At 65.4% G+C, this 20,845-nt stretch carries 19 protein-coding genes; 12 read left to right on the forward strand and 7 right to left on the reverse strand.

Going from position 1 to position 20,845, the window contains the following annotated elements; all coding sequences use genetic code 11:
- Positions 1-93: 93 nt before the first annotated feature.
- Together NLM32_RS21365 and NLM32_RS21370 are read right to left on the reverse strand one after the other, a co-directional pair.
- Positions 94-1,290, reverse strand: a complete 1,197-nt coding sequence (locus tag NLM32_RS21365) for an acetyl-CoA C-acyltransferase (protein ID WP_254130864.1) — start codon at positions 1,288-1,290, stop codon at positions 94-96.
- 248 nt (positions 1,291-1,538) lie between these two features.
- Complete coding sequence (locus NLM32_RS21370; protein ID WP_254130865.1) at positions 1,539-2,309, reverse strand: enoyl-CoA hydratase; 771 nt, start codon at positions 2,307-2,309, stop codon at positions 1,539-1,541.
- Positions 2,310-2,462: 153 nt separating this feature from the next.
- On the opposite strand from NLM32_RS21370, the gene NLM32_RS21375 reads away from it, so the two are divergent.
- Positions 2,463-3,002 carry a PaaI family thioesterase gene (locus tag NLM32_RS21375; protein ID WP_254130866.1) on the forward strand — a complete coding sequence of 180 codons (540 nt, stop codon included), beginning with the start codon at positions 2,463-2,465 and terminating at the stop codon, positions 3,000-3,002.
- Positions 3,003-3,061: 59 nt separating this feature from the next.
- Positions 3,062-3,682: a TetR/AcrR family transcriptional regulator gene (locus NLM32_RS21380; RefSeq protein WP_254130867.1), complete on the forward strand. Its 621-nt coding sequence runs from the start codon at positions 3,062-3,064 to the stop codon at positions 3,680-3,682.
- 112 nt (positions 3,683-3,794) lie between these two features.
- On the opposite strand, the gene NLM32_RS21385 is transcribed toward NLM32_RS21380, so the two are convergent.
- Positions 3,795-4,703 (reverse strand): LysR family transcriptional regulator, encoded by a 909-nt coding sequence (locus tag NLM32_RS21385; RefSeq protein ID WP_254130868.1) that lies wholly within the window; start codon positions 4,701-4,703, stop codon positions 3,795-3,797.
- Positions 4,704-4,805: 102 nt separating this feature from the next.
- On the opposite strand from NLM32_RS21385, the gene NLM32_RS21390 reads away from it, so the two are divergent.
- The 8 genes from NLM32_RS21390 to NLM32_RS21425 all read left to right on the forward strand — a co-directional run bounded on the left by NLM32_RS21390 (position 4,806) and on the right by NLM32_RS21425 (position 14,066).
- The gene (locus NLM32_RS21390) at positions 4,806-6,302 is read left to right on the forward strand and encodes a CoA-acylating methylmalonate-semialdehyde dehydrogenase (RefSeq protein WP_254130869.1); all 1,497 of its coding nucleotides are present in this window, start codon (positions 4,806-4,808) and stop codon (positions 6,300-6,302) included.
- A gap of 21 nt (positions 6,303-6,323) precedes the next feature.
- A complete protein-coding gene (locus NLM32_RS21395) occupies positions 6,324-7,469 on the forward strand; it encodes an isobutyryl-CoA dehydrogenase (RefSeq protein WP_254130870.1) in 1,146 nt (381 codons plus the stop codon).
- Positions 7,466-8,533, forward strand: coding sequence for an enoyl-CoA hydratase/isomerase family protein (locus NLM32_RS21400; RefSeq protein ID WP_254130871.1), 1,068 nt, complete (start codon positions 7,466-7,468; stop codon positions 8,531-8,533). The genes NLM32_RS21395 and NLM32_RS21400 overlap by 4 nt, the downstream gene beginning before the upstream one ends.
- Before the next feature lie 26 nt (positions 8,534-8,559).
- Complete coding sequence (gene mmsB, locus NLM32_RS21405; RefSeq protein ID WP_254130872.1) at positions 8,560-9,450, forward strand: 3-hydroxyisobutyrate dehydrogenase; 891 nt, start codon at positions 8,560-8,562, stop codon at positions 9,448-9,450.
- Positions 9,450-11,165 (forward strand): AMP-binding protein, encoded by a 1,716-nt coding sequence (locus tag NLM32_RS21410; protein ID WP_254130873.1) that lies wholly within the window; start codon positions 9,450-9,452, stop codon positions 11,163-11,165. Before mmsB ends, NLM32_RS21410 begins: the two co-directional genes overlap by 1 nt.
- Before the next feature lie 6 nt (positions 11,166-11,171).
- Positions 11,172-11,651 (forward strand): MaoC family dehydratase, encoded by a 480-nt coding sequence (locus NLM32_RS21415; protein ID WP_254130874.1) that lies wholly within the window; start codon positions 11,172-11,174, stop codon positions 11,649-11,651.
- Positions 11,652-11,769: 118 nt separating this feature from the next.
- The gene (locus NLM32_RS21420) at positions 11,770-12,687 is read left to right on the forward strand and encodes an SDR family NAD(P)-dependent oxidoreductase (RefSeq protein WP_254130875.1); all 918 of its coding nucleotides are present in this window, start codon (positions 11,770-11,772) and stop codon (positions 12,685-12,687) included.
- Positions 12,688-12,833: 146 nt separating this feature from the next.
- Entirely contained in the window at positions 12,834-14,066 is a 1,233-nt protein-coding gene (locus NLM32_RS21425; RefSeq protein ID WP_254130876.1) for a TIGR03862 family flavoprotein, read from the forward strand.
- Here NLM32_RS21425 and NLM32_RS21430 read toward each other — a convergent pair whose 3' ends face one another.
- Positions 14,067-15,284, reverse strand: coding sequence for an MFS transporter (locus tag NLM32_RS21430; RefSeq protein WP_254130877.1), 1,218 nt, complete (start codon positions 15,282-15,284; stop codon positions 14,067-14,069). It lies immediately after the preceding gene.
- 91 nt (positions 15,285-15,375) lie between these two features.
- Between NLM32_RS21430 and NLM32_RS21435 the strand changes: the two genes are divergently transcribed.
- Positions 15,376-16,278 (forward strand): LysR family transcriptional regulator, encoded by a 903-nt coding sequence (locus NLM32_RS21435; RefSeq protein ID WP_254130878.1) that lies wholly within the window; start codon positions 15,376-15,378, stop codon positions 16,276-16,278.
- On the opposite strand, the gene NLM32_RS21440 is transcribed toward NLM32_RS21435, so the two are convergent.
- From NLM32_RS21440 to NLM32_RS21450, 3 genes are all read right to left on the reverse strand, one after another.
- Positions 16,275-17,354 carry a D-TA family PLP-dependent enzyme gene (locus NLM32_RS21440; protein ID WP_254130879.1) on the reverse strand — a complete coding sequence of 360 codons (1,080 nt, stop codon included), beginning with the start codon at positions 17,352-17,354 and terminating at the stop codon, positions 16,275-16,277. The two genes, NLM32_RS21435 and NLM32_RS21440, sit on opposite strands and share 4 nt — an antisense overlap.
- 116 nt (positions 17,355-17,470) lie before the next feature.
- Positions 17,471-19,282 (reverse strand): ABC-F family ATP-binding cassette domain-containing protein, encoded by a 1,812-nt coding sequence (locus NLM32_RS21445; protein ID WP_254130880.1) that lies wholly within the window; start codon positions 19,280-19,282, stop codon positions 17,471-17,473.
- A 2-nt stretch (positions 19,283-19,284) separates the two neighbouring features.
- Complete coding sequence (locus tag NLM32_RS21450; protein ID WP_254130881.1) at positions 19,285-19,776, reverse strand: YaiI/YqxD family protein; 492 nt, start codon at positions 19,774-19,776, stop codon at positions 19,285-19,287.
- A gap of 107 nt (positions 19,777-19,883) precedes the next feature.
- On the opposite strand from NLM32_RS21450, the gene NLM32_RS21455 reads away from it, so the two are divergent.
- The gene (locus NLM32_RS21455) at positions 19,884-20,684 is read left to right on the forward strand and encodes a hypothetical protein (protein WP_254130882.1); all 801 of its coding nucleotides are present in this window, start codon (positions 19,884-19,886) and stop codon (positions 20,682-20,684) included.
- The last annotated feature ends 161 nt before the right edge of the window (positions 20,685-20,845 follow it).

Genomic DNA, 20,845 nt, shown 5'->3' on the forward strand with positions numbered 1-20,845 from the left:
GGGCTCCGGGACGCCCGCGTCATTGTTGCAGTCTGGCACGGAAACGGGAAGTCTGAAATGACAGACTTCCCTCAATTCAGGACGTCGCGGCAGCTAGTGCGCGAGACGCTCCACCGCGATCGCGGTGGCTTCGCCGCCGCCGATACAGAGTGCCGCGACGCCGCGCTTGAGGTTGTTGGCCTCGAGCGCATGCAACAGCGTCACGATCAGTCGGGCGCCGGTGGCACCGATGGGATGACCGAGTGCGCAGGCGCCGCCATTGATGTTCAGCTTCTCGCGGGGAATGCCGAGATCGCGCTGCGCCGCCATCGCGACGACAGCGAACGCTTCGTTGATCTCGAACAGGTCGACGTCACCGGCGCTCCAGCCGACCTTGTCGAGCAGCTTGCGGATCGCCGGGATCGGCGCCGTGGTGAACCATTGCGGCTCCTGGCTATGCGTGGCATGGCCCTTGATCTCGGCGAGTGCAGGCAGCCCGTTACGATCGGCAAGCGAGCGCTTGGTCAGGACCAGCGCGGCGGCGCCATCGGCGTTTGCGGAGGAGGCTGCGGGCGTGATCGTGCCATTGGCGCGGAACGCCGGCTTCAGTCCGGGAATTTTGGCGGGATCCACCTTCAGCGGATGCTCGTCATTGGCGACGATGCGCGGCCCCGCCTTCTCGGTCAGTGTGATCGGCGCGATCTCGACCTTGAATGCGCCGCCCTCGACCGCCTTGCGGGCGCGGCTCAGCGTCTCCATCGCATAGGCATCCTGGTCCTTGCGGGTGAACTGATAGGCTTCCGCGGTGGCCTCGCCGAAGTCGCCCATGGAGCGGCCGGTCTCGTAGGCATCCTCGAGCCCGTCCATCATCATGTGATCGATGATGCGGTCATGACCGGCGCGATAGCCGCCGCGCGCCTTCGCCAGCAGATACGGCGCGTTGCTCATGCTCTCCATGCCGCCGGAGACGACGATCTCGGCCGAGCCGGCGCGGATGATGTCGTGCGCCAGCATGGTGGCCTTCATGCCGGAGCCGCAGACCTTGTTGACGGTGGTCGCGCCGGTGGCATCGGGCAGGCCGGCGCCACGTGCCGCCTGGCGCGCGGGCGCCTGGCCCTGGCCGGCCGGCAGCACGCAGCCCATGAAGACCTCGTCGACCTTCTCGGGCGCGAGCTTGGCGCGTTCCAGCGCCGCATTGATCACGTGCGATCCGAGCTTATGCGCTGCGAGCGGCGACAATTCGCCCATGAAGCGGCCGAGCGGGGTGCGGGCGGCGGAGACGATGACGACGGGATCGGCTGCTTCGGCCATGACAAGACTCCCTGGCGATGACAAGTGAGATTATGATCATCATATGATGCGGCGCAAAAAATGCAACCGCGCCCGGCATGAGAAATTGTCGTGGTTCGGATGAGATTCCCTCAAGTCGTCCCGGCAGAGGCCGGGACCCATACTCCGCAGCGAGTGTTAATGAGGCGAGATGGTAACTCGGAGTCTTCGTCAGATTGAATTCGGTGGTTATGGGTCCCGGCCTTCGCCGGGACGACACCGATGACAGGTCACCGCTTCCGGTTCACGAACGCCTGCATCAGTCGCGTCGGCTCGTCGGTCAGGAATGACTCGCCGAAGACCTTGACGCTGAGGTTCACCGACTCCGTCAGCGGCAGTTCCTCCCACTGTCGCAGCAATGCCTTCTGCGACCGCAGCGCTTCGGGGCCGCATTCGAGCAGCGCGTGCACGAGGTGCTCGATCTCGGCATCCAGTCCGCCGGCCGGCGCGATCTTGTCGATCAGGCCCCAGGCCAGCGCCGTCGGCGCGTCGATGTTTTCAGCGGTCATCACCAGCCAGCGCGCGCGGGCCCAGCCGATCAGGCGTGGCAGCAGGGCGGCGTGGATGACCGAGGGGATGCCGACGCGAACCTCGGGCATGCCGAAATGCGCATCATGTGCGGCGATACGGAAGTCGCAGGCGGCAGCCACTTCGAGCCCGCCGCCAAGGCACCAGCCGGGCATGCGTGCGATCACGGGGGCAGGGAATTGGCGTACGGCTTCGCAGAGGTCGCGCAGGCGGCTGATGAACGCCTCGGCCGATTTCTGGTCGAGCTTCGCCATCTCCTTGATGTCGGCGCCCCCGATCATGCTCTTTTCGCTTTGGCCGCGCAGGACCACGGCTCGAATGCTGCGATCAGTGGCGAGTTGTTGCAGGCCTTCGCGCACCGCATCGGTCACGGGCGAGCCCAGAATGTTGAGCGATCCGGCATTGCAGATCGCGACATGGACGACGCCGCGCGCATCGCGCGTCACGCCGCAGTGATTGTTGAGCATTTCCATCGTGGCATCTCGAAGGTTTCGTGGACAGGCGCGAGGCGCACCGGTCGGAATTACTTCCGGGCCGAAATGCCTCCCTTGTCAAGCGGCGGGGACGGAGTTGCCAGCGGGAAGTCCGCAGCATAGTATGATGATGATCATACAAAGAGGCCGCCCATGACCGATTCCGCTCAACTCGACCTGTTTTCGCCAGCGCAGCGCCGCGAGCGCTTGGTGGACTGGCAGGTGCCTGCGCCCGTTGCAAAAGTGGCGATGGGCTTGTCCGGCATCGACGCCATGTTGGGCATCCGTGATGGCCGACTGCCCTCGCCGCCGTTTGCAAAGCTGATCGGCTTCGTCATGGCCGTGGTCGAGCCGGGCCGGATCGTGATGGAACTGGAGCCGCGCGAGGATCTCGAAAATACCATCGGCCTGCTGCATGGGGCGACCGCTGCGGCGCTCCTCGACACCGCCATGGGCTGCGCGATTTCGACGCGGCTGGAGGCAGGGCAGGGGTCGGTTACCCTCGACCTGAAGATGACCTTCCTGCGTCCGCTCTCGGTCCGCTCGGGACTGATCTCGGCCGAAGGCAAGATCATCAAGCTGGGGCGGCAGACGAGCTACACCGAAGGCTTCGTGCGCGACGGCAAGGGCGCCCTCGCAGTCCATGCAACTGCAACCTTTTCCATGATCGGCAACAATTTTACCGGGAATTAATGCGCCGCTGGACCGATATCCGTGTTATGAGATGACCTCCGACATCCAATGAGAGCCGCATGCGCTATTCTCGGGAACACAAGCAGGAAACCCACGATCGCATCGTGAAGAAGGCCTCGGTGCGACTGCGCGAAAAGGGGGCCCACGGCATCGGTGTTGCCGACCTCATGAAAGAGGCGGGCCTGACCCATGGCGGCTTCTACGCCCATTTCGATTCCCGCGAGGCGCTGGTAATCGAGGCGTTCGCCTACGCCATGGACCGCTCGATGGAGCACTGGCGCAAGCAATCCGATCAGGTCGCGCCCGAGAAGCAGCTCGCCCAGATCGTCGACACTTATCTTTCGGCGCTCCACCGCGACAATCCCGGCCATGGCTGCTCGATCCCCGCGCTCGGCGCCGAGATCGCCCGCGAGAGTCCGAAGACGCGAAAGGCCTTTTCCGGCAAGCTCGACGAGATGGTCGAGATGATGACCGATTTCATCCCCAATTTGCCGCGCAAGGCCGCGCGCAAACAGGCGATCGCCACGCTGGCCACGATGGCCGGCACCATGCTGCTGGCGCGCATTGCGGGCTCCAGTGAGCTGTCGGATGAGGTGTTGAAGGCGGGCAAGGACAGCGCGCTGGAGGGCGCGCGCCGTGAGCCTGCGAAGTCTGCACCGGCGAGGAAGAAGCAGAACTAGGCGAGATACCGTAGGGTGGGCAAAGCGGAGCGTGCCCACCATCTGTCGCCGCTCGAGAAAGATCGTGGGCACGGCGCTGGCGCGCCTTTGCCCACCCTACGAGAGCGGTGTTTTATCGCCCCGCAAACAGCGCCCGCTCGCGCTCCACGATCTCGCCGATGTAATCCGCCACCGCCCGGATCCGCGCGAGATCCTTGCTGTCGGCGTGCATCAGCATCCAGAACGTCCGCGTGATCGAGATCTCTTCCGGCAGCACCGCGACAAGCTGCGGATAGTCGCTCGCCATGAAATGCGGCAGCACCGCGATGCCGAAGCCTGACAGCGTCGCATTGAGTTGCGCGATCAGATTGGCGCTGCGGAAGCGCGCGGAGATGCGCGGCGACACCTGCGGCAGATAGTCGAGCTCCGGCGTGAACAGGAGCTCCTCAATGTAGCCGACGAAACGATGCTGCGGCAGCACCTCGCGCGAGGCGATCTTCGGGAAGCGATCGAGATAGGCGGGGGCGGCATAGAGCCCAAGGCGATAATCCAGCAGCTTGCGGCCGACGATGCGGCCTTCCTTCGGCATGGTCAGGCTGATTGCGATATCAGCCTCGCGCTTGGAGAGACTGAACAGTCGCGCGGTGGCTACAAGTTGCAGATCGAGGTCAGGATATCGGTCGGCAAAAGGCGCGAGCCGCGGTGCCAGGAAAGCGGTGCCGAACCCGTCGGGCGCACCGATCCGCACCGTGCCGGTCAGCCGCGCCACCGAGCCGCCAACCTGCTCCTGGTTGGCGACGATGGTGGATTCCATCGCCTCGGCGCTGTCGGCGACGCGCTGGCCGGCCTCGGTGAGGAGGTAGCCGGTCTTGCGGCGGTCAAATAGCTTGGCCGAGAGGTGCTTTTCCAACCGGTCGACGCGACGGATCACCGTGGCGTGGTCCACGCCAAGCTGTTTTGCCGCAGCCGACACCGAGCCGCCCCGCACGATGGCCAGCACGAAGCGGAAGTCGTCCCAATCGATGTGACCTTGATCCAGCATTTTCGCACATCTATGGTGCATTATCTCAGACTTGAATCCTATAAAATGCAGGTCGATAGGATTTGTCAAAGCTATCAGACCGGGACCTAAGGAGTTCATTCCATGCGCGCAGTCGGACATTTCATCGGTGGCAAGGAGGTCAAGGGCACCTCGGGCCGCACGGCCGACGTTTTCGAGCCGATGACGGGCGACGTCCAGGCCAAGGTTGCGCTGGCGTCGAAGGCTGAAGTCCGCGCCGCCGTGGAAAATGCCCGCGCAGCACAGCCCGAGTGGGCTGCGACCAATCCGCAGCGCCGCGCCCGCGTCATGACGAAATTCGTCGAGCTGGTGCAGCGCGACTACGACAAGCTCGCCGAGTTGCTCGCGCGCGAGCACGGCAAGACCGTGCCCGACGCCAAGGGTGACATCCAGCGCGGCCTCGAAGTCGCCGAGTTCGCCTGCGGCATCCCTCATCTGATGAAGGGCGAGTACACCGAAGGCGCCGGTCCCGGCATCGACATCTACTCGCTGCGCCAGCCGCTCGGCGTCGTCGCCGGCATCACGCCGTTCAATTTTCCGGCGATGATCCCGATGTGGAAATTCGCGCCCGCGATCGCCTGCGGCAACGCCTTCATCCTCAAGCCGTCCGAGCGTGATCCCGGCGTGCCGATGAAGCTGGCCGAGCTGATGATCGAAGCGGGCCTGCCGGCCGGCATCCTCAACGTTGTCAACGGCGACAAGGAAGCGGTCGACGCCATCCTCGACGATCCCGATATCAAGGCCGTCGGCTTCGTCGGCTCCACGCCGATCGCGCAGTACATCTATGAGCGCGCCGCCCAGACCGGCAAGCGCTGCCAATGCTTCGGCGGTGCCAAGAACCACGCCATCATCATGCCGGACGCCGACATGGATCAGGCGGTCGACGCGCTGATCGGCGCCGGCTACGGCTCGGCCGGCGAGCGCTGCATGGCGGTTTCGGTCGCCGTGCCCGTCGGCAAGACCACCGCGGACCGCCTCATGGAAAAGCTGATCCCGCGCGTCGAGTCGCTCAAGATCGGCACCTCGATCGATCCGTCCGCCGATTACGGTCCGTTGGTGACGCGCGAAGCGGTGGAGAAGGTCAAGGGCTACATCGATATCGGCCTCAAGGAGGGCGCGACGCTCGCCGTCGACGGCCGCGGCTTCAAGATGCAGGGCTACGAGAAGGGCTTTTATCTCGGTGGTTCGCTGTTCGACAACGTCACCAAGGACATGCGGATCTACAAGGAAGAGATCTTCGGCCCCGTTCTCTCGGTCGTGCGCGCACACGACTACAAGGAAGCGCTGGCGCTGCCGTCCGACCATGACTACGGCAACGGCGTTGCCATTTTCACCCGCGACGGCGACGCTGCCCGCGACTTCGCAGCCAAGGTCAATGTCGGCATGGTCGGCATCAACGTGCCGATCCCGGTGCCGATCGCCTATTACACCTTCGGCGGCTGGAAGAAGTCCGGCTTCGGCGATCTCAACCAGCACGGCCCGGACTCGATCCGCTTCTACACCAAGACCAAGACGGTGACTTCGCGCTGGCCATCCGGCGTCAAGGAAGGTGCGGAGTTCTCGATCCCGACGATGAAGTAACTCAAGCAGCGCGAGCTCGACATGCAGTTCGCCCTGAATGAGGATCAAGTCGCGGTTCGCGATATGGCGTTGGCGTTTGCGGCTTCGAGGATCGCGCCGCACGCGCTGCGCTGGGACGAGGAGAAGCATTTCCCCGTCGACGTGATGCGCGAAGCCGCCACGCTCGGCATGGGCGGCATCTACATCCGCGAGGATGTGGGTGGCTCTGCCATGACGCGGTTCGACGCGGCGCTGATTTTTGAGGCGCTGGCGACGGGCTGTCCGACGACCTCGGCCTTCATCTCCATCCACAACATGGCGTCCTGGATGATCGATGCGTTCGGCAGCGACACTCAGCGCCACACATGGTTGCCGAAGCTATGCACCATGGAGCTGATCGCGAGCTATTGCCTGACCGAGCCGGGCGCCGGCTCCGATGCAGCAGCGCTCCGCACCCGCGCGGTGCGCGAGGGCGACCACTATGTTCTCAACGGCCAGAAGCAGTTCATCTCCGGTGCCGGCGGCACCGATCTCCTGGTTGCAATGGTCCGCACTGGCGGCGACGGCCCCGGCGGCATCTCGACCCTCGTCATCGACGGCAAGACGCCGGGCGTGTCCTTCGGCGCCAATGAGCGCAAGATGGGCTGGAACGCGCAGCCGACCCGCGCGGTGATGTTCGAGAACGCCCGCGTGCCGGTCGCTAATCGCTTGAGCGAGGAGGGCGTCGGCTTCAAGATCGCGATGGCGGGCCTCGACGGCGGCCGCCTCAACATCACGGCGTGTTCTCTTGGTGGTGCCCAATCGGCGCTCGACAAAGCGCGGGCCTACATGAAGGAGCGCAAGGCGTTCGGAAAGCGGCTCGACGAATTCCAGGCCCTGCAATTCAAGCTCGCTGACATGGCGATCGAGCTCGAGGCCGCACGCACATTCCTGTGGCGTGCTGCGGCGGCGCTCGACCGCAAAGATCCCGACGCCACCATGCTGTGTGCAATGGCAAAGCGCTTCGGCACCGATGCCGGTTTCGAGGTCGCCAACCACGCGCTGCAGCTTCACGGCGGCTACGGCTACCTCAGCGAATACGGCATCGAGAAGATCGTGCGCGATCTGCGCGTGCACCAGATCCTCGAAGGCACCAACGAAATCATGCGGCTGATCGTGGCGCGCAAATTGATCGAGGGCGCGCGATGAGTTCGGTGGAAGAGGGCGACCTGATCGTTCGCCGCGAGGGCGCGGCGGGCGTGATCCGGCTCAATCGTCCGAAGGCGATCAACGCCATGACGCTAGAGATGTCCGAGGGCATCGACGCGGCGCTGGATCGCTTCGAGACCGATCCTGAAGTCGCATTGATCATTCTGGAAGGCTCTGGCGAACGCGGCCTCTGCGCCGGCGGCGACATCCGCGGCCTCTGGGAGAGCTCGCGCGAAGGCGGCGACCTCGGCGCCCGGTTCTGGCGCCAGGAATACGTCATGAATGCGCGGATCGCGAAGTACCCCAAATCCTATGTCGCGTTCATGGACGGCCTCGTGATGGGGGGCGGCGTCGGGCTTTCGGGCCACGCCAGCCATCGTGTCGTCACTGATCGTACCAAGCTCGCGATGCCCGAGGTCGGGCTCGGCTTCTTCCCCGATGTCGGCGGCACCTGGCTGTTGTCGCGCTCGCCCGGCGAGATCGGCACCTATTTTGGTTTGACCGGCCAGACCATGAACGGGCCTGACGCGATCCACGCCAAGTTTGCGGATGCCGTGGTACCGGCGGCCAAATGGCCGGCGCTGCGCGAGGCGCTGACCAAGGTTCGCGCCGGCGTCACAGCGGCGGATGTCACCAAGCTCATCAACGGCTTTGCGACTGGTGAAACCGCTGGGCCGGTTGCGGCAAAGGAGCCGGTTATCGACGCCTTGTTCGGCTTCGACCGCATGGAAGACATCTTCGCGGCCCTGAAGCGTGACGGCTCCGAGTTCGCGCTGGCGACGCTCAAGACACTGAATGAAAAATCGCCGCGCGGCATGGTGGTGACGCTGAAGCTGCTGCGGCTCGCGCGCACCGCATCGAGCCTGGAGGAATGCCTGGTGCGCGAATATCGCGCCGCGCTGGAGGTGTTCCGCAGCGACGATTTCCGCGAGGGCGTGCGCGCGGCCGTGATCGACAAGGACCGCAATCCGAGCTGGTCGCCGCCGCGGATCGAGGACGTGACGCCGCAAATGCTGGCGCCGTATCTCGCGGAGATCGGCGTCGACGAGCTGAAGTTCAACTAACAACGCTACAAGCGGAGGAAACGACAATGGCCACGATCGCATTCATCGGTCTCGGCAACATGGGCGGCCCGATGGCCGCCAATCTGGTCAAGGCCGGCCACAAGGTGGTGGCGTTCGACCTCGTCGAAGCCTCCCGCAATCAGGCCAAGGCCGATGGAGCCGGGATCGCCGACAGTGCGTCGGGCGCAGTGAAGGGCGCTGACATCGTCGTTACGATGCTGCCCGCAGGCAAGCACGTGCTCGGCGTCTGGAACGAGGTGGTGCCCGCCATGGCCAAAGGCGCGCTGATCATCGACTCGTCCACCATCGACGTCGAAAGCGCGCGCCAGGCGCATGCGCTTGCCGCCAAGCACGGCGTGCTCTCGGTCGACGCACCGGTCTCCGGCGGCACCGGCGGCGCCAAGGGCGCAACGCTCACTTTCATGTGCGGCGGCGAGGAGGGCGCCTTCGCGGCGGCAAAGCCCGTGCTGGAGAAGATGGGCAAGAAGATCGTGCATTGCGGCGGCGCCGGCGCGGGCCAAGCCGCAAAGATCTGCAACAACATGATCCTCGGCATTTCCATGATCGCGGTGAGCGAAGCCTTTGCGCTCGGAGAAAAGCTCGGGCTTTCACACCAGGCGCTGTTCGACGTCGCCTCGACCTCGTCGGGCCAGTGCTGGTCGCTCACGACCTATTGCCCGGTTCCGGGTCCGGTTCCGACCTCGCCGGCCAACAACGATTACAAGCCCGGTTTCGCCTCGGCGCTGATGGTGAAGGACCTGACCCTGGCGCAGGACGCCGCGAAGGCCGCAGGCGCCGCGACGCCGCTCGGCCAGCATGCGCAGGAGATTTACCAGGCCTTCGACAAGGCGGGGCAGGGCGGGGTGGATTTTTCCGGAATTATCAAGCACGTTAGGGAGCTAGCCGGGAAAACTTAATGACGACATTTCAGGAAGCGCGTGCGTTTCTTCTTGCTCATCGCACTGATTACGAGACAGCGGTCAGAGATTTCCGCTGGCCCGATCCGGTTCCCTTCAACTGGGCACTCGACTGGTTCGACGAGCTGGCGAAAGATGCGGAAGCCAAGGACAGGCCTGCGCTCTGGATTGTCGATGCTGCACAGGACAAGCAGACAAAGCTGTCCTTCGCAGCGCTCTCACAGCGCTCGAACCAGGTCGCCAACTTCCTCCGCGCACAGGGCCTGAAGCGCGGCGATCACCTCCTGCTGCTGCTCGGCAACGTGGTTCCGCTGTGGGAGACGATGCTGGCGGCGATCAAGCTCGGCGTCGTTGTGATTCCCGCGACCACGCTGCTCACGGCCGAGGAGTTGCGCGACCGGCTCGATCGCGGCAAGGCGAAGGCGGTGGTGGCCGCCGAAGATCAGGTCACGAAATTCGCAAGCCTCGGTGCGGAGAACATCGTGCGCATCGTGGTCGGCGCCGCTTCCGAAGGCTGGCTTGCCTATGACGAGACGGCGAAAGCTTCTGAGAGTCTTGTGCCGGACGGCCCGACCCGCGCCGACGACCCGATGCTGCTCTATTTCACCTCGGGCACGACGGCAAAACCAAAGCTCGTGCTGCACAGCCAGCGCAGCTATCCGGTCGGCCATCTCTCGACCATGTACTGGATCGGGCTGAAGCCCGGCGACGTCCATCTCAACATCTCGTCACCCGGCTGGGCCAAGCATGCCTGGAGCTGCTTCTTCGCGCCGTGGAATGCGGGTGCCACCGTGTTCGTGGTCAATCAGCCGCGCTTCGATGCCAAGGGCCTGCTCGCCACCATCGGCCGCTGCGGCGTCACCACGCTGTGCGCGCCGCCGACGGTGTGGCGGCTGTTCATCCAGGAGAACCTTTCGGCCTTCAAGGTCGCCTTGCGCGAAGTCTGCGGCGCCGGCGAGCCGCTCAATCCGGAAGTGATCGACCAGGTGCAGGCCGCCTGGGGCCTCACCATCCGCGACGGCTATGGCCAGACCGAAACCACCGCGCTGGCCGGCAACTCGCCGGGGCAAAAGATCAAGATCGGCTCGATGGGCCGCCCGCTGCCGGGCTATCGTGTGCAGGTCAGCGACGCCGACGGCCATCCGGCCAAGGAAGGCGAGGTGGCACTGCTGCTCGGCGCCGACCGTCCGGCGGGTCTGATGCAAGGCTATCAGGGCGACGACGGCAAGCTCTCGGGCGCCGAAGGCGAGATCTATCGCAGCGGCGACGTCGTATTCGCCGACGAGGATGGCTATCTCACCTTCGTCGGCCGCTCCGACGACGTGTTCAAATCATCGGACTATCGCATCAGCCCGTTCGAGCTGGAGAGCGTGCTGCTCGAGCATGAACTCGTTGCGGAAGCCGCTGTGGTGCCGAGCCCGGATCCGATCCGGCTCGCGATCCCCAAGGCCTTCGTGCTGCTGACCTCGGGCGCGGAGCGGACGCCGGAGACGGCGCTCTCGATTTTCAAGCACCTGCACACGCGGCTTGCGCCGTTCAAGCGTATCCGTCGCCTCGAAATCGTCACCGAACTGCCGAAGACGATCTCTGGCAAAATCCGCCGCGTGCAGCTACGACGGCTCGAACGCGACGATGATCGCAACGATCCGCTGCGCGGCCGGGAATTCCGCGAGGAGGATTTTCCCGAGCTGCCGAAAACAAGAAGTGAGACCTGAAGAGACATGAACGAAATCTGGAAGAAGCCGCCGATCACGCTGGAGGCCTATCAGGCCCTGGTCGGTAAGGAGATCGGCGTATCGTCCTGGCACCTGATCGACCAGCCCCGCATCGACACCTACGCCGACGTCACCGAGGATCACCAGTTCATCCATGTCGACCCCGAGAGGGCTAAGGCGGAGACGGCGTTCGGCACCACCATCGCGCACGGCTTCCTGACGATGTCGATGCTGTCGGTGATGTCCTACGAAGTGATGCCGGCGATCGCGGGCACCACGATGGGCGTCAACTACGGCTTCGACAAGCTGCGCTTCATCTCGCCGGTGCGCTCGGGCAAGCGCGTTCGCGGCCGCTTCGTGCTGGCGGAAGCCAAGCTGCGCAAGCCAAACGAATTGCAGTCGCGGACCAATGTGACGGTCGAGATCGAAGGCGAGGACAAGCCCGCGTTGGTCGCGGACTGGCTCGGCCTGATCTATTTCGCCTGAGCCCAGCCCTCAGGGCCGGGCTTGACCCGGCCAGGCATCGCTGCTCAAAAGCCTCTCGGTTTTCAGAGATGGCCGGGTCGAGTCTGGTCATGACGACTAACATCCAGGAATCATACTCATGGCAATCAGGTTCGACGGACGCGTCGCTATCGTCACCGGCGCGGGCAATGGTCTCGGCAAGGCGCATGCGCTGGGCCTGGCGAGCCGCGGGGCGAAAGTCGTGGTCAACGATTTCGGCGGCGCGCGCGACGGCACCGGCGCCTCGCTCTCGCCGGCTGAGGCCGTGGTCGAGGAGATCCGCAAGGCCGGCGGCACCGCGATGGCCGACGGCGCCGACGTCTCCAATTTCGAGCAAGTCACCGCCATGGTCGAGCGCGCCACCAAGGAGTGGGGCAGCGTCGACATCATGTGCGCCAATGCCGGCATCCTGCGCGACAAGTCGTTCGGCAAGATGGAAGCCGCCGATTTCCAGAAGGTGCTCGACGTGCACCTCGTCGGCACCTTCTATTGCTGCAAGGCGGTCTGGGCCGGCATGCGCGACCGCAATTACGGCCGCATCGTGCTGACCACCTCGTCCTCCGGCCTCTACGGCAATTTCGGCCAGGCCAATTACGGCGCCGCGAAGTCGGGCATGGTCGGGCTGATGAATGTGCTCGCGGAAGAAGGCCGCAAGACCAACATCCGCGTCAACATGATCTCGCCGACCGCGGCGACCCGCATGACCGAAGAGCTGCTGCCGCCGCAGGCGCTGCAACTGATGAAGCCGAACGCGATCACGCCAGCGGTCGAGTACATGCTGAGCGAGGACGCGCCGACCCGCACCATCATGGGGGCCGGCGCCGGCTCCTTCGCGGTGATCAAGATTGTGGAGAGCGAAGGCATCAACCTTCCGGAATCCGAATGGACCCCCGACGCCGTCGCCGCCCATTTCGCTGAGATCAGCGACATGTCGAAGGCCAAGGCGTTGACCGGCGCGTTCGAGCAGACGCAGAAATATGTGGCGCAGGCCGCGGCACGGGCGGGCATCAAGCTCTAATTCTCTGTCATTCCGGGGCGCCCGAAGGGCGAGCCCGGAATCCATCGTGCCACCGACTCTGCCGCCCAATGGATTCCGGGCTCGCGCTGCGCGCGCCCCGGAATCACACTGTTTGTGGCGCGATAATCTGGTCTTAAACTCCCGCCATGACTTCATCCGAGACGAACATCGCTGTCATCGGCGCCGGTCCCGCGGGCTTGATGGCGGCGGAGGTGCTGGCGCAGGGCGGCGCCCGCGTCACGGTCTATGACGCCATGCCGTCGGCGGGCCGCAAGTTTCTGATGGCCGGCCGAGGCGGCCTCAATCTCACCCATAGCGAGCCGCTCACGGATTTCCTCCCCCGCTACCGCGAGGCGATGCCGCACTTGCGCGCCGCGGTTGAGGCGTTTCCGCCCGATGCGCTGCGCGATTGGAGCGCAGCTCTGGGGCAACTGACGTTCGTCGGCAGCAGCGGCCGGGTGTTTCCAAAGACGTTCAAGGCCTCGCCCTTGCTGCGCGCCTGGCTGCGGCGGCTCGATGCGGCCGGCGTGCAATTTGCGTTTCGCCATCGCTGGACCGGGTGGGACGAGCAGGGTCGGCTCCAATTCCAGGCACCCAACGGTCCGCTTGCCATCGCCCCGAGCGCAACCGTGCTCGCACTCGGTGGCGCGAGCTGGCCGAGGCTCGGCTCGGATGGCGCCTGGGCCGGATATCTCGCCGCGAAGGGCGTTGCCATCTCCAGGCTCAGGCCGGCCAATTCCGGCTTCACGGTTGCATGGTCCGATGTGTTTCGGGACCGATTCGAGGGCCAGCCTCTGAAGGGCGTGACGCTGACGGTCGGCGCGCACACGGTTCGGGGCGAAGCCATGATCACGCGCAGCGGCATCGAGGGCGGCGCGATCTACGCGCTGTCGGCGGAGCTGCGCGAGGCGGTGTTGGGGATCGGGCAGGCGACGCTGACGATCGCCTTGCGGCCCGATCTCGACAAGGCGGCACTGACCACGCGCCTGTCGGGCACGCGCGGCAAGCAATCGCTGGCGAACTTTCTGCGCAAGGCGGCGCAAGTGTCGCCGGTCGGTATCGGCCTGATGCAGGAAGCGGCCATTGCGGCCGGCCGGCCACTGGCGGCGTTGTCGCCGGTGGAGCTTGCGCATCTGGTGAACGCAATCCCGGTTCAGCTCACCGGCGTGGCGCCGATCGAGCGCGCGATCTCCACCGCGGGCGGGATCGCCTTCGACGAGCTCGACGACCACTTCATGCTGCGCAAGCTCCCCGGCGTGTTCGCTGCCGGCGAGATGCTGGACTGGGAAGCGCCGACCGGCGGTTATCTGCTGCAGGCCTCGTTCGCGACCGGCGCTGCCGCGGGCAGCGGCGTGTTGCGATGGCTCGCGTCATCCTGATCACGACGTGCCGGTCCGGGTCAAAAGATCGGTGAGAAGGCCGAGCACGCCAAAGCTCGCCGCGACCACACAGACCGCGCTCCAGCCGCCATAGCTCCAGGCTAGCGAGGCCGCGGCGGAGCCGACCCCACCGCCGACAAAGAACAGCGCAACGAACAGGCCGTTGATGCGGCCGCGCGCCTCCGGCCGCAACAGATTGACGGCGCGGCGGCCCAGCGTCTGGTCGGCGGTGATACCGATATCGAGCAGGATGGTGCCGAGGCTCAACACCAGGAGAGCCGCGATACGGGACTCGATCGCGCCCGCCCAGGCGCAGAGCGCGAGCGAGCCGATGATGCACAGATGTGCGGCGAAGAACAGCGGGCGTGCCCAGCCCTTGTCGCCCCAGCGACCGGCGAGCGGTGTCGCCGCGGCGCCCGCGACGCCGATCAGTGCGAAAGCGGCAATGCCCTTGGCATCGAGCGTGAACGGGACCTCCGGCAGGCGCAGCGCGACCGCGGACCAGAACGCGGTGAAAGACGCCATGACCAGGGACGCAGTCCAGGCCCGCACGCGCAGCACGGGTTCTTCCCGCAACAGTTTCGGGAACGAGCGGAGCAGATCGCCGTAGCCGACGCGGGCCGCCGGTTGCAGCATCGGCAGGTAGCGGCCGAGCGCACCGGCGAGCAGCGCCATCAGGATGGCCGAGGCGAGGTAATAGGCACGCCAGCTCCAGAGATCTGCGATCAGGCTCGCGGCAGGCCGCGACAACAGGATACCGATCATCAGCCCGCTCATGACTTCGCCAATGGCCTGGCCGCGGCGCTCGGGCGCGACCATCGAGGCCACGAGCGGAACCATCATCTGGATCGCCGCGCAGGACGCGCCGAGGACGAAGGTTGCGAGCAGCAGCAGCACTGGCGTCGGCGCGAGTGCAGTTGCCAGCGCCGCGAGGATGGCGCAGCCGAGCGTGCGCAGGATCAGGCGGCGGTTCTCGACGAGATCGACCAGCGGCACCAGCAACAGCAGGCCGAGCGCATAGCCGAGCAGGGTGAGCGTGCTGACGAGGCCGGCCTGCCAGGCGGTCATGGCCAGCGACTGGCCGATCAGTCCAACGAGAATCTGCGGCGCGAACAAATTGGTGACGACGACGCCAGTGGTGATGGCGCCGAGCCAGATCAGCGATCGCTCGGCGAGTTTCTTCGGGGATACGAGCTTGGTGGTTTCGGAGATGGTCATGGGACCTCGCGGCTGAATGCGGGTCCCCTTTAAGCGGGACGATCAGTATGCTACAATTGAATTAAGTCTATAAAGAATATGCGAGTTACTTATGAATACCCATGACCTCGTCGCGTTCGTTGCTGTGGTCGAGACCGGATCAATCGTTGCCGCCTCGACGCGCCTCAACCTCACTCAGCCTGGCGTGACCCGGCGCATCCAGAATCTCGAGGAGATGCTGGGAGCGCAGTTGTTGGACCGCCTGTCGAAACCGTTGAAGCCCACGGCCGCAGGCCACGAGGCCTATGAGCAGGGTCGGCGCCTGCTCAGGATGCTGGATGATCTCAAGGCCCGCGTCGCCAAGGATGGCGTGGTGCGCGGTGAGTTCCGGCTCGGCCTCACGCCGTTTCTCTCGGAGGCCGGACTCAGCGGGCCGCTCGATGCGGTGCGTGCCGAGTTTCCGGCGCTGAGCGTGCGCGTCGTCTCCGGCTGGTCGCCCAATCAGGTCGAGCGGGTCAGCCGCAACGAACTGGATGCGGCCGCGATCTGCCTGCCCGACGGGGCCACGCCGCCCGCCGATCTCGTCGCCGACGATCTCGGTTCGCAGCCGGTCGTGTTCGTCGTTGCGCGCGAGATGAAGATCCCGCGCACCGTCGACCTCGAGCGCCTGTCGCAGCTCTCATGGGTGATCAACCAGGACGGCTGCGGATTTCGCGACACGCTCAAGCGTCGCTTCGATGCCGAGCATCTGCCGTTCACCGTCGCCGTGGAAGCGCTCGACAGCGAGCTTCGGCTCTCGCTGGTGTCACGCGGCCTTGGCGTCGGGCTGGTCACGCCGCTTGCGCTGAAGCGCAGCGTGTTTCGCGACAAGCTCAAGCCGGTCGCCGCGCGCGACTTCAATCCCGCGGTGCGCGCATGGCTCGTGCATCGTCCGCCGGCGGGGCGGTTGACCCGCCCGATCAATCTGTTTCGCGAGGGGCTCGACCGGGAGCTTCAGGCTCTCATTCGCGCCTAGCGCAGCTTGCCCCGTGCGGCCACCGGCAGCGTGCCGATGATCTCGTCGCCGCGGACCATCACCACCTCGTCCATCATGTTGACGACGACGCAAACATGATTGGGCACGATGCGGACGACGTCGCCGACGTTCGGGCGGGTGTTGCTGCGGGAGAGGTCGAGGAAGCCGTGCTCCTCGGCGAACTTTGCGATCTTTGCTTCGGGGTGCTCGAGGATCAGGCCGTGGCCGTCGAGGCCGCCGGTGTCCGTCGTCAGCGTCTTCGAGCCGGCGTCCAGAATGCCGCGCTCGGGTGCGGCGCGGCTCACCACCGTCGAATAGATGTGCAGGGCGCAATCGTCCCAGGTGGCGGAGCCGGCGGCGACCTGCATGCGGTCGTTGTAGATGTAGGTGCCGAAGCGATGCTCGGTGCCGCCCTTGAGCTTGCCGATGTTGACGAGATTTGGCGTGCCGCCGGTCGAGACGATCCTGGCATCGAGCCCGTGCGCCCGCACGCCGGCGAGCGCCTCGTCGAAGAATTTCTGCGCATCGCCCCAGCCGGTCTCGGTCGGGTAGAGCATGAAGCCGGCAAACTGCAGTCCCTTGGACGCGGCGATCTCGCGTGCCAGCGCGATCGCCTCCGCCGGCGTCTCGACGCCCGCGCGCTTGCGGCCGGTATCGCATTCGACCACGACCGAGAGCGGGCGGCCCGAAGCCGCGGCCGCTTTCGGCAGGCCGGCAACGACGGTCGAATTGTCGGCGGCGACCGTCATGTTGGTCTTGGCATTCAGCGCGCCGAGCCGCGCCATCTTTTCTTCGCCCAGCAGATTGTAGCTGATCAGGATGTCATCAATGCCGGCATTGGCCATGATCTCGGCCTCGCCGATCTTCTGGCAGGTGATACCCTTGGCGCCGGCCGCGACCTGCATCTTCGCAATGGTGGGATTCTTGTGCGTCTTGATGTGCGGGCGGTTGGCGACGCCGGCGTCGTCGCAGGCCTTCTGGATCCGCGCGATGTTGCGCTCGACCTTGTCCATGTCGATGACGGCACAGGGCGTGCCATATTCGCGGGCGATTTTGGCGGCGAGGGGAGTGGTCATGTGATCTCTCTATTTCCGGCCCTGTGGGATGGGTAGAGCGAAGCGAAACCCATCAGAACCAATTCGCGTTAGGCGATGGGTTTCGCTGCGCTCTACCCATCCTACGATATCCATGATCAGGCTTGCTCGATTTCTTCACGCAACATTTCGAGCTCCAGCCAGCGCTCTTCGGCGCTTGACAATTCGTCGTGCGCCTTGGCGATGGCGGCGGAGGTGTCGTCGAATTTCTTGCGATCCTTGGCATAAAGATTGGGATCGTCGAGCACACGCTGCAGCTTGGCAATATCGGCGTGCAACGTTTCCATCTTCTTCGGCAGCGTTTCCAGCGCGTGTTTCTCGTTGAAGCTCAGCTTCCGCTTGGACGTGGAGGCGGGAGCGGCAGTGCGCTCCTCTTTCCTCTCCGCAGGCGCCGACGTCTTCGCGGTGTCGCGCTTCAAATCCGCGCCGCGCTGCGCCAGCATGTCGCTATAGCCGCCGGCATATTCGATCCACTTGCCGTTGCCCTCGGGCGCGATCACGGAGGTGACGACGCGGTCGAGGAAGTCGCGGTCATGGCTGATCAGGATGACCGTGCCCTCGTAGTCGCCGAGCATGTCTTCGAGCACGTCGAGCGTCTCGAGGTCGAGATCGTTGGTCGGCTCGTCCAGCACCAGCAGGTTCGATGGTTTTGCCAGCGCGCGCGCCAGCATCAGTCGGCCGCGCTCGCCGCCTGACAACACCTCAACGGGCGTGCCGCGCTGCTCCTGCGCGAACAGGAAGTCCTTCATGTAGCCGACGACATGCTTGGGCTTGCCGCCGACCATGATCTGGTCGCCGCGACCACCGGTCAGCGCCTCGGCCAGCGTCGATTTCGGATCGAGGCTTTCGCGATGCTGATCAAGTGTGGCGGTCTCGAGGTTGGCGCCGAGCCGCACGATGCCGGTGTCAGGCTCGCCGCCGCCGGTCAGCAGATTGACCAGCGTGGTCTTGCCGGCGCCGTTCGGGCCGATGATGCCGAGCCGGTCGCCGCGCTGGATTCGGGTCGAGAAATTGTCCACGATCACGCGGTCGCCAAAGGCCTTGCTGATGCCCTTGGCCTCGATCACCAGCTTGCCGGATTGCTCCGCCTCGGCTGCGGCGAGACTGGCGGTGCCGGCCGTGCCGCGATAATTGCGACGCTGGTCGCGCAGTGTGTGCAGATTGGCGAGCCGCTTGACGTTGCGCTTGCGGCGGCCGGAAACGCCGTGCCGCAGCCAGTGCTCCTCGTCGACGATCTTGCGGTCGAGCTTGTGCTGGTCGCGCTCTTCTTCCGCCAGCACCTCGTCACGCCAGGTCTCGAACGAAGCGAAGCCGCGGTCGATCTGCTTGATCTTGCCGCGGTCGAGCCAGGCGGTCGAACGGGAGAGATTGGTCAGGAAGCGGCGGTCGTGGCTGATGATGACGAGCGCGCTGCGGCGACCGTCGAGCTCCTTTTCCAGCCATTCGATGGTGGAGAGATCGAGATGGTTGGTCGGCTCGTCCAGCAGCAGGATATCCGGCGAGGGCGCCAGCACACGCGCCAGCGCCGCGCGGCGGGCCTCGCCGCCGGAGACGTTGGCCGGGTTCTCGTCGCCGGTCAGCCCGAGCTGCTCGACCAGATAGCGCGCCTGGTATGGATCGTCGCCGGGCGCGAGCCCGGCCTCGACATAGGCCAGTAGGGTCCTGTGCTCGCCGAAATCAGGCTCCTGCGGCAAATAGCGAACCGTCGCGCCGGGCTGCACGAATCGTGTGCCGCCGTCGGGCTCGACGGTGCCGGCCGCGATCTTCAGCAGTGTTGACTTGCCGGAGCCGTTGCGGCCGATCAGGCAGACACGTTCGGATGGCGCGACATTGAGCTCGACGCCCGACAGCAGCGGCGTGCCGCCAAAGGTCAGCTTGATGTCTTTGAGTTGGATCAGCGGCGGCGCCATGACTAACCTTGGCTCGTGGCGGCGTGGTCGGCACGACGGCGCTGGATGCGGCGTAGCGTCTGGTCGAGCGCCGAGAGGAAGGCGGAGCGGTCGCGCGGGGAGAACGAGCGCGGGCCACCGGTGACTTCGCCGGCCGAGCGCAGATCCGTCATGAGATTGCGCACCGCCAGCGTCATCCCGATCGACTCCTCCGTGAACGGCTTGCCGTTCGGCGCGATCACGTCGGCGCCGGCCTTGACGCAGCGGCTCGCCAGCGGAATGTCGGAGGTGATGACGACGTCGCCGGGCCTCGCACGCTCCGCGATCCAGTCGTCGGCCGCGTCCATCCCGGCGCCCGCGGCGATGCGCTCGATGAGGGGATCGTGCGGCACGCGAATAAAATTGCCGGCGACCACGCTCACGGGCACGCCGTGGCGAAGCGCCACGCGGTAGATTTCGTCTTTCACCGGGCAGGCGTCGGCGTCGACATAGATGCGGGTGGGGGTGTCGGTCATTCGCCGCGTGGTACCCCATTCGGGCCCCAAAGGCGAGGGGATTGACCCCAGTTCCGCAAGGCCTACGATCGGCCCTGAAAGAACAAAAACAGAGGGAAAAGCCCGCCATGCCGAACCGGCTCGAAACCTACCGCGTCGCGGCTTACAACACCGCCAAACAGTCCGAAAACAAGATGCACGACGACACGGTGGCGCGCCGCTTCGGCTTTTCCGGTGGCCTCGTCCCGGGCGTCGACGTCTTCGCCTACATGATGCACGTGCCGGTGGCGCGCTGGGGCCGCGATTTCCTCGCGCGCGGGCTGGTCGAGGCGCGCTTCATCAAGCCGGTCTATGATGGTGAGACCGCCGATGTCGACGCGACCGAGCACAACGGCCTGCTCACGATCGAGGTGTTCAGCCGCACTGAACTCTGCGCCACAGGGACGGCGTCGCTGCCGGCGGCAGCGCCAGCGGTGTCATTGCACGATTACGTCGAGGTGCCCGCGGTGGCTGAGCGCCGGCCGGTCAGCCCTGATATCTTCGAGGTCGGCAAATGGCTCGGCACAACGCCGCGCCGCTGGGCCGGGCAGGACGCGACCGACTATCTCGCCGATGTCAGAGAGGCCGATCCGATTTTCGTGCGCGAGGGGCTCGGGCATCCCGGCCTGATCCAGCGCGTCATGAACCGCGTGTTGGTGGACAATACGATCCTCGGCCCCTGGATCCATGTCGGCAGCCGCATGCAGCTCCTGTCGCCCGCGCGCATCGGCGACGAGATCGTGGCGCGGGCGAAGGTCTCGGCGAATTACGAGAAGAAGGGCCATCGCTTCGTCGAGTTCGACGCGCTTGTCGTCGCCAACGGCACAACGCCGCTGGCGCACTGCCAGCACACCGCGATCTACCAGCCGCGGGAGCAGGCGGCGGCGTAGCGGGCAAACTGGTCGCCTCAAAGGGTGGTGTCATGCCCCGCGAAGGCGGGGCATCCAGTACGCCGCGGCCTATCCGTCAATCACCACTGTCTCGGAGTACTGGATCGCCCGGTCCTGATGCGCAATTGCGCATAAGGCCGGGCGATGACAGCATTGTTGTG

Source organism: Bradyrhizobium sp. CCGUVB14 (genome assembly GCF_024199935.1).
Taxonomy (GTDB): Bacteria; Pseudomonadota; Alphaproteobacteria; order Rhizobiales; family Xanthobacteraceae; genus Bradyrhizobium.

Bases quoted from the DNA above. Each gene is read 5' to 3' on its own strand.
- NLM32_RS21420 (WP_254130875.1), top strand. From the start codon at position 11,770: ATGGCAATCAGGTTCGACGGACGCGTCGCTATCGTCACCGGCGCGGGC.
- NLM32_RS21370 (WP_254130865.1), bottom strand. From the start codon at position 2,309: ATGGAAATGCTCAACAATCACTGCGGCGTGACGCGCGATGCGCGCGGC.
- NLM32_RS21440 (WP_254130879.1), bottom strand. From the start codon at position 17,354: ATGACCACTCCCCTCGCCGCCAAAATCGCCCGCGAATATGGCACGCCC.
- NLM32_RS21385 (WP_254130868.1), bottom strand. From the start codon at position 4,703: ATGCTGGATCAAGGTCACATCGATTGGGACGACTTCCGCTTCGTGCTG.
- NLM32_RS21390 (WP_254130869.1), top strand. From the start codon at position 4,806: ATGCGCGCAGTCGGACATTTCATCGGTGGCAAGGAGGTCAAGGGCACC.
- NLM32_RS21435 (WP_254130878.1), top strand. From the start codon at position 15,376: ATGAATACCCATGACCTCGTCGCGTTCGTTGCTGTGGTCGAGACCGGA.
- NLM32_RS21425 (WP_254130876.1), top strand. From the start codon at position 12,834: ATGACTTCATCCGAGACGAACATCGCTGTCATCGGCGCCGGTCCCGCG.
- NLM32_RS21365 (WP_254130864.1), bottom strand. From the start codon at position 1,290: ATGGCCGAAGCAGCCGATCCCGTCGTCATCGTCTCCGCCGCCCGCACC.
- NLM32_RS21445 (WP_254130880.1), bottom strand. From the start codon at position 19,282: ATGGCGCCGCCGCTGATCCAACTCAAAGACATCAAGCTGACCTTTGGC.
- mmsB (WP_254130872.1), top strand. From the start codon at position 8,560: ATGGCCACGATCGCATTCATCGGTCTCGGCAACATGGGCGGCCCGATG.
- NLM32_RS21395 (WP_254130870.1), top strand. From the start codon at position 6,324: ATGCAGTTCGCCCTGAATGAGGATCAAGTCGCGGTTCGCGATATGGCG.
- NLM32_RS21380 (WP_254130867.1), top strand. From the start codon at position 3,062: ATGCGCTATTCTCGGGAACACAAGCAGGAAACCCACGATCGCATCGTG.
- NLM32_RS21410 (WP_254130873.1), top strand. From the start codon at position 9,450: ATGACGACATTTCAGGAAGCGCGTGCGTTTCTTCTTGCTCATCGCACT.
- NLM32_RS21400 (WP_254130871.1), top strand. From the start codon at position 7,466: ATGAGTTCGGTGGAAGAGGGCGACCTGATCGTTCGCCGCGAGGGCGCG.
- NLM32_RS21455 (WP_254130882.1), top strand. From the start codon at position 19,884: ATGCCGAACCGGCTCGAAACCTACCGCGTCGCGGCTTACAACACCGCC.
- NLM32_RS21430 (WP_254130877.1), bottom strand. From the start codon at position 15,284: ATGACCATCTCCGAAACCACCAAGCTCGTATCCCCGAAGAAACTCGCC.
- NLM32_RS21375 (WP_254130866.1), top strand. From the start codon at position 2,463: ATGACCGATTCCGCTCAACTCGACCTGTTTTCGCCAGCGCAGCGCCGC.
- NLM32_RS21415 (WP_254130874.1), top strand. From the start codon at position 11,172: ATGAACGAAATCTGGAAGAAGCCGCCGATCACGCTGGAGGCCTATCAG.
- NLM32_RS21450 (WP_254130881.1), bottom strand. From the start codon at position 19,776: ATGACCGACACCCCCACCCGCATCTATGTCGACGCCGACGCCTGCCCG.